The organism is Cupriavidus sp. 01L45, assembly GCF_056399885.1.
Window position 1 is genome coordinate 61,206 of the sequence record NZ_JBFTSG010000048.1, and the last position, 12,340, is coordinate 73,545.

The 12,340-nt window shown below is 66.3% G+C and carries 8 protein-coding genes; 6 read left to right on the forward strand and 2 right to left on the reverse strand.

Annotated elements, in window-relative coordinates:
• The first annotated feature begins 207 nt into the window (after positions 1-207).
• The 6 genes from AC1DT6_RS28505 (at position 208) to AC1DT6_RS28530 (ending at position 7,056) form a co-directional block, all read left to right on the forward strand.
• A complete protein-coding gene (locus AC1DT6_RS28505) occupies positions 208-1,275 on the forward strand; it encodes a MaoC family dehydratase (RefSeq protein ID WP_441629569.1) in 1,068 nt (355 codons plus the stop codon).
• Positions 1,276-1,298: 23 nt separating this feature from the next.
• On the forward strand, positions 1,299-2,306 hold the full coding sequence (locus AC1DT6_RS28510) for an HpcH/HpaI aldolase/citrate lyase family protein (RefSeq protein ID WP_441629570.1): 1,008 nt from the start codon (positions 1,299-1,301) through the stop codon (positions 2,304-2,306).
• A gap of 86 nt (positions 2,307-2,392) precedes the next feature.
• On the forward strand, positions 2,393-3,163 hold the full coding sequence (locus AC1DT6_RS28515; RefSeq protein ID WP_441629571.1) for a GntR family transcriptional regulator: 771 nt from the start codon (positions 2,393-2,395) through the stop codon (positions 3,161-3,163).
• A gap of 203 nt (positions 3,164-3,366) precedes the next feature.
• On the forward strand, positions 3,367-4,650 hold the full coding sequence (locus tag AC1DT6_RS28520; RefSeq protein ID WP_441629572.1) for an LssY C-terminal domain-containing protein: 1,284 nt from the start codon (positions 3,367-3,369) through the stop codon (positions 4,648-4,650).
• Positions 4,647-5,900, forward strand: a complete 1,254-nt coding sequence (locus tag AC1DT6_RS28525; RefSeq protein WP_441629573.1) for an LssY C-terminal domain-containing protein — start codon at positions 4,647-4,649, stop codon at positions 5,898-5,900. The genes AC1DT6_RS28520 and AC1DT6_RS28525 overlap by 4 nt, the downstream gene beginning before the upstream one ends.
• Positions 5,887-7,056, forward strand: a complete 1,170-nt coding sequence (locus tag AC1DT6_RS28530) for a hypothetical protein (protein WP_441629574.1) — start codon at positions 5,887-5,889, stop codon at positions 7,054-7,056. The genes AC1DT6_RS28525 and AC1DT6_RS28530 overlap by 14 nt, the downstream gene beginning before the upstream one ends.
• 48 nt (positions 7,057-7,104) lie before the next feature.
• On the opposite strand, the gene AC1DT6_RS28535 is transcribed toward AC1DT6_RS28530, so the two are convergent.
• Positions 7,105-8,502: an MBL fold metallo-hydrolase gene (locus AC1DT6_RS28535; protein ID WP_477115137.1), complete on the reverse strand. Its 1,398-nt coding sequence runs from the start codon at positions 8,500-8,502 to the stop codon at positions 7,105-7,107.
• 90 nt (positions 8,503-8,592) lie between these two features.
• Positions 8,593-12,102, reverse strand: coding sequence for a pyruvate carboxylase (locus AC1DT6_RS28540; protein WP_477115138.1), 3,510 nt, complete (start codon positions 12,100-12,102; stop codon positions 8,593-8,595).
• Positions 12,103-12,340: the final 238 nt, after the last annotated feature.

Genomic DNA, 12,340 nt, shown 5'->3' on the forward strand with positions numbered 1-12,340 from the left:
AGTTTGTACGTACATAATGTGCCATTGCCATGCCGGAGGTCAAGACAAATGACGACCATCCCTCCATTTAAGGCTAGTTTTTATGGGTATTTAACCGGATGTGCCTTGGTGCTCCAGGCTTGACAATGCTGAATTTGCGAATCACTATGTACGTACAAAACAAATGGCAAATGTCACAAGTGACGGTTTTGCCGCCTGGAGAGCGCGATGGGTAAGAACAGATCTGGCAACTACTTCGAGGACTTCCGGCTGGGGATGACGTTGCGTCACGCCACGCCGCGCACGCTGACGGAAGGAGACCGCAGCCTCTACATCGGGCTGACCGGCAGCCGCGGCGCGCTGTACACCGCGGACACCAGCGCCAGGCTGGCGGGACTGGAGCGGCGTCCGCTGGAAGACCTGCTGGTCTTCAACACGGCCTTCGGCAAGACCGTGCCGGACATTTCCCTGAATGCCGTGGCGAACCTCGGCTATTCGGACGTGCGCTTCCTGGCCCACGTCTACGCGGGCGACACGCTTGCCGTGGAAAGCGAGGTCATCGGCCTGAAGGAGAACTCGAACCGCAGGAGCGGCGTGGTCTATGTGCGCTCCACGGCGAAGAACCAGTCGGGGCGGGATGTGCTGACCTGGATCCGCTGGGTCATGGTGCACAAGCGCGATCCGGCCGCGTCATGCGGCGCCACCGTGATCCCGCCACTCCAGGCTGTGGTGGCGCCGTCGCGCCTTGCGCGGCACGGGTACACGGCGGGCGTGCAGGACATCTGCATGACGACCGGCGTATCCGACTTGTGGGAAGACTATGAATCCGGCGAGCGGATCGACCATGTTGCCGCAATGACGGTCAACGATAGCGATCACAGCATCGCCACGCGGCTGTACCAGAACACGGCAAAGGCCCATTTCGACGGCTTCGCCATGGCATCCACGCCCGGCGGGCAGCGGCTGGTCTACGGCGGCCACATCATTTCGATCTGCAAGGCGCTGTCTTATGACGGCCTGGAGAACGCACTGTCCATCCTCGCCGTCAACGGCGGCAGCCACGTCAATCCCACCTATGCCGGCGACACCATCTGCTGCGCGACGATGGTGCTGGACAAGCTGGATCTTGCCAGCGCCCACGTTGGCGGGCTGCGGCTGCGCACGATCGGTGCAAAGAACATCCGCGGCGCCGCGGAAATCCGGTTTCCCGGCATGGAGGGCGGCAGGGCGGAGCATCCGTCGAATGTGGTGCTCGATCTCGATTACACCATCGCCATCCCTCGAACCGCACAGTAAAAACACAGCAACTGGAGAACGTCATGACCACTGCCACCCATCCGAAACTTGCGCTCTTTGCCGGCGAAAAGGCATTCCCCGCGCTGTCGGCCTGCGAACACTTCGCCGGCAGCGAAAAGCTGATCGGCAAGGCCATGGACCTGCAGGTCGAATACGGCCCGGTGTTCGATATCACCTGCGACTGCGAAGACGGCGCCGCCGCCGGACAGGAGAAGGAGCACGCGGCCATGGTCGTGCGCATGATCAACTCCGGGCGGAACCGCTTTGACAAGGCGGGGGTCCGCATTCACGATCCCGCGCATCCCGCATGGCGGCAGGACGTGGACATCGTCATCGGGCAGGCCGCAAGCCGGGTGGCCTACATCACCATCCCCAAAGCGACGAACCACGAGCAGGTGCGGGAGGTGATTGACTATATCGGCCGTAAAACCCGCGAAGCCGGTGTGAACCGCGTGGTGCCGGTCCATGTCCTGATCGAAACGCACGGTGCGCTGCGGGACGTATTCCACATCGCAGCGTTGCCGCATATCGAAGTGCTCGACTTCGGCCTGATGGACTTTGTCAGCGGCCATCATGGCGCCATTCCCGCCGCGGCCATGCGCAGTCCGGGCCAGTTCGAGCATGCGCTGCTGGCCCGCGCCAAGGCCGACATGGTGGCCGCCGCGCTGGCCAACGGCATCGTGCCCGCGCACAACGTCTGCCTGAACCTGAAAGATGCCGAAGTCATCGCCAGCGATGCAAGCCGGGCGCGCACGCAATTCGGCTTCCTGCGCATGTGGAGCATCTATCCGGCGCAGATCCAGCCCATCGTCAACGCCATGCGGCCCGACTTCACGGAAGTGGCCGATGCGTGCGAGATCCTGATCGCCGCGCAGGATGCCGACTGGGGGCCGATCCAGTACAAGGGTGAACTGCACGATCGCGCTACCTACCGCTACTTCTGGAGTGTCCTGGAGAAGGCCAGGATCACAGGCATGCCGCTGTCGCCCCAAGCCGAGGCGCGCTTCTTCGGGGACGGCGCCGGCGCTTAGCGCAAGGGGCGATGGCGCAGGCGAATGTGCGTACAATGTGCGCACAGTTTGCGATGCAAACGCCTCACCAATACTGCAATCCGTTTATGAGCGCCAGACCCAAAGACACCCGGCCCGAGCCCACCGGCTCCCACACGCGCTACGCGGAACTGGCCAGCACGCTGGTCACCGATATCGTGGACGGCCGGCATGTGGTCGGCAGCCTGCTGCCCACCGAGCACGAACTGGCGCAACTGCACGGCGTGAGCCGCCACACGGTTCGCGCCGCACTCCAGCGGTTGCAGGACCTCGGCTATATCTCCCGCAAGAAGTCCGTGGGGACCATGGTCGAGAGCGTCAATCCCAAGGCGTCGTTCACGCAATCGTTCGGCACCGTGGAGGACCTGGTACGGGTCGCGGCCACGGAAGTCCGCGCCATCGAGGACGTGCGCACCGTCACGCTGGATCGTGCCGCCGCCAGGCACTTGCAGGCGCCGGTCAAGAGTGAATGGCTGGTGTTCTCCGGCACGCGCGTTGCCGCGAAGAAGGGCGGCACGCCGGTGGCATGGGCCGAGATCTACGTCGACACCGCGTTCTCCCGCATCAGCCAGGCGATCCGCGACAACCCCGACGTCCTCGTCAGCGCGCTGATCGAGCGGGAATGCGGCCAGTCCATTGCCGAGATCCGGCAGGTCGTGACCGGGATGCTGATCGGGGAACCGCTGGCCGGCAAGCTGGGCGTGCCCGCGAATTCCGCCGGTTTGCGCCTGATCCGGCATTACAAGGATGCCGGCGGGCGGATCCTGGAAATTACCGATACCGTCTATCCCGCGGATCGCGTTTCCGTGGCGTTTCAACTCAGGCGCACCCAAGGCTAGCGGCTGTCCCCGAAGCCATGCAAAGCGATCCGGCGGCCTGGAGGCGCGGGGAGCTAACAGACCACACTGCGGGAAGATTCGCGCACTATACTTTTCCTGCACCCGACGACGAAGCCGCTTCCAGGCAGGTTGCCGGGCGCAATGCGCTGGCAGCCGCCGTGCCGGCAAGAGCACTGCATCGCGCGTGGTGATGAGGTTACGCAATGAACCGCATTGTGACTCGGGTATTTGCCGCAGTTGTCATTGCCGGCTGCGCCGCGCCCCCACCGCCGCCGCCCTTGGCCGCACTCGACTACAAGAGCCGTGCCCTGAGCCGTACCGACGGCGGCTTGCGGGTGTCGGCCGCCGTTCTTTCGAATGAGGAAAGCGCGGACGTGTATCGGGTTCCGCTGGAGAGGCTGCAGATGCAGCCCGTCTGGATCGAGGTCACCAACAACGACGACCGGGGCTATTACCTGATGTCGTCGGGTCTTGACCCGGGGTTCTTTCCGGCATCCGAGGCAGCCGAGGCATTTTCCCAGGGCGGCTCGCCTGACGAAAAGGCCAGCGTCGACCAGCGCTTCCGCCAGCTCGCCTTCCGCAATCCGGTCCAGCCCGGACAGACCGTGTCGGGGTTCGTGCTGACAAACGCCAGCGAGGGGGCGAAGCTCGTCCAGCTGGACCTGGTGGCGAGCGGGCGCGCCAAGACATTCTCGATCCTCATGGTCGTGCCAGGCTTCCATGCCGACTACCATACCAGCGAAGTCTTCCGGCGCGAGATCTATCCGCCCGAGGAAATCGTGGACTACACGGATGACGAGGCCTTCCGCGCAGCACTCGAAGCCCTGCCGTGCTGTGTCACCAACAAGGATGGCTCGAAGAACGGCGACCCGCTCAACCTGGTGGTCGTGGGCGGCATCGACGATGCGTTTCCCGCGTTCGTACGCCGCAGCTGGCGGCCGACCGAGCAGAAGTGGTCGGGTGCGATCACAAAGATGATCACCTCGGCGCTCAAGGGCGAGCCCTATGTCAACGCGCCGGTGAGCGATCTGTACCTGTTCGGACGCGCGCAGGACCTGGCATTGCAGAAGGCGCGCGACAACATTCACCAGCGCAACCATCTGCGTCTCTGGCTTAGTCCGATGCGCTATCACGGCAAATCGGTGTGGGTGGGCCAGATCAGCCGCGATATCGGCGTGCGTCTCACCATTCACTCGCCAACGCTGACGACGCACAAGGTCGATCCGGACGTGGATGAAGCGCGCACGGCGCTGGCGGAGGATATGGCCTATTCCCAGAGTCTCAACAAGATCGGGCAGGTGAAAGGCGTGGGCGCGGCGCCGCGAAGCGCCCCGCGCGAGAACCTGACCACGGATCCGTATTTCACGGACGGCTATCGCCAGGTGCTGGTATTCGACCGTAAGCCCACATCGCTCTCGGCGATCGAGTTCTTCCCGTGGAGCGGGATCTATCAGACCGATGGCGCGCGCCAGGGAGCGAAACAATGAGCGTGTTGCCGCTGTTGCATCCTGCGCTACGGTACGCGGCGGGCATGGCGATCCTCTCGCTTGCCGTGGCCGGCTGCGCGACATGGCAAGCGCCCGCCAGTGCCGACGACGCCCCGCTACGCGAGCGCGCGGTGAGCGAAACCAAGCAGGGCGTGCGCGTGAGCGCGGCAGTGCTGGGCACGGAAGACAGCAAGCGCATGTTCGGCGCCGACATCAACAAGTCCAACGTGCAGCCCGTCTGGTTCGAGGTGCATAACGGGACCTCGCATCCGTTATGGCTGTTGCGCTCGGGAACGGACCCCGACTACTTTTCGCCGCTCGAAGTCGCGTGGTCCCTGCATGGCACGTTCAGCGGGGCAACCAATGCGCGCATTGACGACTACTTCAATAAACTCGGGTTCAAGAATCCGATTCTGCCTGGGACGACACACGAGGGCATCCTGTTCACCAATCCCGACCGCATTACGAAACTCGTCAATGTCGATTTGTTCGGGACCAGGACGCTGATCCCGTTCAGCCTCTTCGTGCGTGTGCCCGACGATATCTCGGATGCGGGTTTTGCGCGGTATATCTTCCAGTATCCGGATTCCGCGGTCACGGACTACAAAGACCTTGCCTCGCTGAGAGCCGCACTCGAACGATTGCCGTGCTGCGCCACCGATGCGGGCGGGGCGGCGCAGGGCGATCCATTGAATGTACTGATTGTCGGTGAACTCGGCGACATCGGCGCGGCGGGGGTGCGGCGTAATTACCGCCGCGATTTGCGCGAGGGTGATACCGAGCAGCGGGTCTTCGGCCGCGCGCCGGACGCCGTGCTGCGCAAGCAGGCGCAAGGCGGCGCGCCGGCGACCTGGATACGCGTGTGGCTCGCGCCGGTCCGCTTCCAGGGCCAGCCGGTTTACCTCGCTCAGGCAGGCCGGCCTGTCGGCGGACGTTTTGCGCCCGCCAAAACGGCAAAGATCGTCCTGCACGGGGATGTCGACGAGGCCAGGAACCTCCTGATCCAGGACATGATGTACTCGGGCGGTCTCGACAAGCTCGGATTCGTGAACGGTGTCGGCCCGGCGCCGCAGGCGCAACCACGGGCAACGCTGGATGGCGCTCGCTACTTTACCGACGGGCTGCGCGCGGTGCTCTTCTTCGCGCCACGGCCGCTGAGTCTTTCCGACGTGGAAATTCTCGACTGGGTACCTTACCTGGAGGGGCGCGGAGCCGCTTCACGCGAGGAGAGCGGCAATGCGCGCAAGTGATTCGGTCCCGGAGCCGCCGCAGGCCGTAGCCGGGCAGCCGGCTGGCGGCTTCCGCGCGCGGTTGACCGGCGGCGTCTTGCCGGGCGTCATCGCGGCTTGTCTCGTGCTCGGCGGATGCGCCTCGAAGCCGCTGATCCCTTACTCCGCCGATACGCCGCCTTTGGCACTGCTTCCCGCATCGCAGTCCGGCGTGCAGGACAAACGGGCGCGTTTCCGCGAGATCTACTGCGCGGTGCTGCAGGCGCGCGGACCGGAGCTTCCCGATTACCGGCGCTGTGAAGACGCGCTGAACCGCATAGGCGCCGAGCCCGCCGGCACTGGCAAGCCCGTCGATCTGGGAGAGTCCCGCCGGCACCTGATCGCAGTGGTGGTGCCGGGCATCGGCTATGAGTGCTTCGAGCCGTGGCTGAATGCGCCCGGTACGGTCCCGAAGCACCTGCGGGAATTCGGCTATGACGGCATGCTGCTCAAGGTCGATGCGCTGTCGAGCTCCGCGAACAATGCGCGCCAGATCCGCGACGCAATCATGGCCATGCCGCCGGCGGCGGGGCCGCCGCGCCTGGTGCTGGTCGGATACTCGAAGGGCGCGCCCGACATCCTCCAGGCAGTGGTGGAGTATCCGGAGATCCACAGCCGCGTGGCGGCGGTGGTCAGCGCAGCCGGCGCGGTCGGCGGCTCGGCGCTTGCCAATGACGCCGAGCAGTACCAGGCCGACATGCTGCGGCATTTCCCGGGCGCAACCTGCAAATCTGGAGATGGCGGCGCGGTGGAGAGCCTGCGGCCCGCGATACGCAAGGCATGGCTGGCGGGAAACCGGCTGCCCCGCGACCTGCGTTACTACTCGCTCGTCACGCTGCCGCGGCCGGAGCGCATCTCGTCGATCCTGACTTCGAGCTATGACAAGCTCGCGCGTATCGACGGGCGCAACGACAGCCAGGTGATCTTCTACGACCAGATCGTGCCCGGCAGTACGCTGATGGGCTACGTCAATGCGGATCACTGGGCGCTGGCAGTGCCCATCGCCCGGACGCATACCACCATCGGCTCGATGTTCGTGACGCAGAACGCCTATCCGCGCGAGGCGCTGACGGAAGCGGTGTTGCGCTTTGTGGAGGAGGACCTGGCGGCGCCGGGACCGGCACCCGGCGGCCTGTGACATATGGCGTACCGTCTCGCGAAGCCGGACACCGCCATCCCCGCGGACTCAGGCTGGCAGCGTGCCAATTGTCTCGGCAGGGGACGGCACCAGGAAGCCATGCAGGGGTGCCAGCCATTCGATGTCTTGGTGGGGCAGTACGGCCAGGGAGTCGATATGGACGCCCCTATCGCCGCCGGTGAACAAGGTCCTTTCCTCTTCGAGCAGGTAGCACAGGTGGCCGGAGGCATGGCCGGTGATATGCCATGCCCGTAGCGTGCAGCCCTCGCCAATGGCCAGGCGCGTGCCGTGCTGCAGCTCGCCCCCGGCCAGTTGCGCACCGGTGGCCTCATTGAGCTTGCGCGCGGCGGGCGAGTGGCCCGCGTGTGTCTGGGTGGACAGGATCCAGCGGATCGGCCCCGGCGCCGCGGCGAGCACCGCCTGGATATGCGCGTCGTCATCGGGGCCGGGGTCGATCACGGCCCATGCGTTGTCGTTGCCGCCTCCCACCAGATTGGTGTTGGTGCCGAGGCCGCCAGCCACGCTACTGCCATCGCGGGCGGTGATCCGCCAGATGCGCGCGCCGAGGCGCACCGCAACGCCGGGCTCGATGATGCAGCGCGCGTTGCCACGCCCCTCTGGATCGATATGGCCGAGTTCGGCGTAGCAGGGCTCGTCCGGCATGACCGCGCGCAGGCCGCTCTCGCCGCGCCCCAGGCGGGGCATGATGCGGGCAATGCCGCTTAGCGCCGCGGCATGCTGGTAGCAATCCTGGGCACGCCCGAAGCGGGCAATGGCTGCCAGGGTGCGCCGCGTGGGCGGCTCCAGCTTGAGACCGCTGGCAGGGTCCAGAAGCTCCGCCGGACGCTTCCAGCAATGGCCGGAGGCCTCCTCGCCGTCGTGCGCGGCGGTCTGGCCGGTGGGCGCGATCGCCACGAAGAAACGGGTGTCGAAACGCTTGGGCAATCCCGGTGGCGTCAGCCAGTGGCTGAAATACGCCAGACGGTCGACGGCGAGCCGCAGGCCCAGCTGGGCGCAGGCGTGCGCCAGCCCGAGTCCATCGTGCCTGGCGGCGTCGCGCAGCAGGGCGCGCTGTGCCTCCTCCAGTTGGTCCAGCGCCAATGGCTGTCCCGCACTGTCGCGGGCGAACAGCAGTCCAGCTTCCTCGAAGCATTCCCGTACCGCCGCCAGATAGAAATCGAGCCCGCCCGCGTCGACGCCCAGGCGCTGGCTTGCGGCGTGGTCATCGAGACCATCGGCGTAGGCATGAAGCCGCCTGTCCTGCGCATCCAGCGTGCCGCCGGGATACACATAGGAGCCGCTACTGCGATCGCCGGCACGTTCGGCGCGGCGAACCATCAGTACTTCTATCCCTAGCGGGCCGTCGCGCAGCACCAGCAAGGTCGCGGCATTGCGCAGCGAGGGGAAAGGCGCAGCGGGTGGTGCGCTTTCGTGGGATTGACTCATGGCGGGGGAGATCCTCGATTCGGTGTTGCGTGCCAATGCCTCGGGGGCGTGGTATGGCAGGGCGGCCGCGAGGCCACRCCTGCCGCGTAGTCAGGATAGGTCCTTGAATTCGATCAGCAGGTCCTTGGCGGCAACGCGGTCGCCGGGGCGCACGTGCACCGCGGCGATTTCGCAGTCGCGTTCGGCGGCGATATGCGTCTCCATCTTCATCGCCTCCAGCGAGACCAGCGCGCTGCCGGCGGAGACCCGCTGCCCCGGCTGGACCGCTACCGTCACCACCGCGCCCGGCATGGGGGCGGCCACATGCAGCGGATTGGTGGGGTCGGCCGCCGGGCGGGCCTGGCGCGACGGCCCCGCCTGCGCCACGCCGCGCCGCTCGACGCGGGCGGTGCGGGACTGCCCGTTAAGCTCGAACTGGACCTTGACGATGTTCTCCTCCGTGTCCGGGTGCGCCCCCTGCAGCATGATCAGCAGCGTCTTGCCGGGCGCGATGTCGACCGCCACCTCCTGCTGCGGTTGCGGGCCGTAGAAGAACGCGGGAGTGGGCAGGACGGATGTGTCGCCATAGGCGCGCCTGTGCTGGAAGTACTCGCTGGTCTGCCTGGGATACATCAGGTAGGACGCCAGTTGCCGGTCGTCCAGCGCGTGTTCGCAGGCGGTTTCGCCTTGCGCGCGGGCTTGTTCCAGGTCGACCGGGGCGAGATGGTCGCCGGGACGGTAGGGTTCGGGGGGATCGCCCCTGAGCACCTTGCGCGACAAGCCGGCGGGGAAGCCGTCGGGCGGGAAGCCCAGCTCGCCCTTGAACAGYGAGACCACCGACTCGGGGAAGGCGATCTCCCTGGCGGGGTCGCATATCTGCGCGGCGCTCAGGTCGTTGGCGACCATCATCAGCGCCATATCGCCCACCACCTTGGAGGTCGGGGTGACCTTGACGATATCGCCGAAGAGGTGGTTGACCTCGGCGTAGGCGCCCGCGATCTCGCTCCAGCGATGTTCGAGCCCCAGCGAGCGGGCCTGTTCGCGCAGGTTGGTGTATTGCCCGCCGGGCATTTCGTGGCGGTAGACGTCGGCGGTGCCTGCGCGGATCTCGGACTCGAAGGGGGCGTAGTAGCGGCGCACGCCTTCCCAGTACATCGATGCTTCGTGCAGGCGATCCAGGCTAAGGCCGGGATCGCGCTCGCTGCCGGCCAGCGCGGCGGCCATGCTCGACAGGTTGGGCTGCGAGGTCAGGCCGCTCATCGCGTCGAGCGCGCCGTCCACGGCGTCGCAGCCGGCGCCGATCGCGGCCAGCACGGAAGCCGCGGAAATGCCGCTGGTGTCGTGGGTGTGGAAATGGACCGGCAGGCCGGTCTCGTCCTTGAGCGCCCTGACCAGTGCCGCGGCGGCCTGCGGGCGGCAGATCCCGGCCATGTCCTTGATGCCCAGCACATGCACGCCGGCGCGCTGCAGTTCGCGCGCGATGCCCACGTAGTATTTGAGGTCGTACTTGGGCCGTGCCGCGTCGAACAGGTCGCCGGTGTAGCAGATCGCGCCTTCGCACAGGGCGCCGCTCTCGCACACCGCGTCGATCGCCACGCGCATATTGCGCACCCAGTTGAGCGAGTCGAACACACGGAAGAGGTCAATGCCGGCGCCGGCTGCCTGCCGGACGAAGAAGCGCACCACGTTGTCCGCGTAGTTGGTGTAGCCCACCGCGTTCGAGCCGCGCAGCAGCATCTGGAACAGGATATTCGGCACCCGCTCGCGCAATTGCGCAAGGCGCTGCCAGGGGTCCTCCTTCAGGAAACGCAGCGCCACGTCGAAGGTGGCGCCACCCCAGCATTCCAGCGAGAACAGCTGCGGCAGTTCGCGCGCATAGAAGGGCGCGATGGGGAGCATGTCGGCAGTGCGCATGCGGGTCGCGAACAGGGACTGGTGCGCGTCGCGCATGGTGGTGTCGGTCAGCAAGACCTGCTTCTGGTCCAGCATCCAGCGGGAGAATTTCTCCGGCCCCAGCTCGCGCAGCCGGTCGCGCGTGCCGGGCGGCATCGCGCCGGCACTGTCCACCCTGGGGCGCTGGGGCCTGGGCAGCGGCAACTGGGGCGGCGTGTGCCCCGCCATACCCGGGTAGCCGTTGACGGCCAGTTCGCCCAGGTAGCGCAGCAGCTTGGTGGCGCGGTCGCGCCGCTTGGTAAAAGCCAGCAGTTCGGGTGTGGTGTCGACGAAGCGCGTGGTGACCTCGCCGCTGCCGAAGGCCGGGTGGTTGATGACGTTTTCCAGGAACTGCAGGTTGCAGGCCACGCCCCGGATGCGGAACTCGCGCAATGCGCGGTCCATGCGCCGGATGGTTTCCGCCGCCGTGGGCGCCCATGCGGTGACCTTGACCAGCAGGGAGTCATAGTAGGGCGTGATGATGGCGCCGCCATAGGCGGTGCCGGCGTCCAGCCTGATGCCGAAGCCCGCCGCGCTGCGGTAGGCGGTGAGTTGCCCGTAGTCTGGCAGGAAGCCGTTCTCTGGGTCTTCGGTGGTGATGCGGCATTGCAGGGCGTGGCCGTTGAGCGGGATCAAGTCCTGCGCCGGGACACCCGTGGCGCGCACCACGGTATGCCCGTGCTCGTCCAGTTCGTCTTCGATCCGGCCGATCCGGCCGCCTTCGGTAATGCGGATCTGCGCCTTGACGATGTCCACGCCGGTGATCACCTCGGTCACGGTGTGCTCGACCTGGATGCGCGGATTGACCTCGATGAAGTAGCTCTGCCCGGTGTCGGCATCCATCAGGAATTCGACGGTCCCGGCGTGGCTGTAGCCGACCGCGCGCATCAGCCGCAGCGCCGCCTCGCACAAGGCCTCGCGGCCCGCGTGGTCGAGATAGGGGGCGGGCGCGCGCTCGACTACCTTCTGGTTGCGCCGCTGCACCGTGCAGTCGCGCTCGTACAGGTGCACCAGGTTGCCGTGGGTATCGCCCAGGATTTGCACCTCGACGTGGCGCGCCCGGCGCAGCAGTTTCTCGACATAGACCTCGTCGTTGCCGAACGCGGCCAGCGCTTCGCGGCGGGCGGCGGCCAGCGCGGTGGCGAGATCGCCTTCGCTCTCCAGCACCCGCATGCCGCGTCCGCCTCCACCCCAGCTCGCCTTGAGCATCAACGGATAGCCCACTTCCGCCGCCAGCCGCTTGCATTCGTCCAGGTCATGGGGCAGCGGCGTGGTGGCGGGCATCACCGGCACGCCGGCGGCGATGGCCGCATTGCGGGCGGCGACCTTGTTGCCCAGCGTGCGCATCACGTCCGGGGACGGGCCGATCCAGCGGATGCCGGCATCGATCACGGCTTGCGCGAACTCGGGGTTTTCGGAGAGGAAGCCGTAGCCGGGGTGGATCGCGTCGACCCGGGTCTGCCGGGCGATGCGCAGGATGTCGTCGATGTCCAGGTAGGCGGCCAGTGGCTTCTTGCCCTCGCCAACCAGGTAGCTCTCGTCGGCCTTGAAGCGGTGCAGGGCGAGGCGGTCTTCCTTCGAGTAGATCGCCACGGTGCGGATGTTCATCTCGGCGGCGGYGCGCATTACGCGGATGGCGATTTCGGAGCGGTTGGCGATGAGGAGAGATGTGATGGGGGCGTGCTTCATGGCGGTGCCTTTGGGGGGAGCTTGTTTTTTTGTATTTGGTGGTGGGTTATTGGTGGATGACTGCAACTGCAACTGCAACTTCAAAGGCTTAAAGTCAAAGGCGGTTTCACCCCCCTGCGGGGGGCGACCTACTTTCTTGTCTTGCCAAGAAAGTAGGCAAAGAAGGCGCGCCGGATGGGGCGACACCCCCTCGGGATCCGGCGAAAAGAGCGGCCGGGACCCAAACTCGCATCGCCTT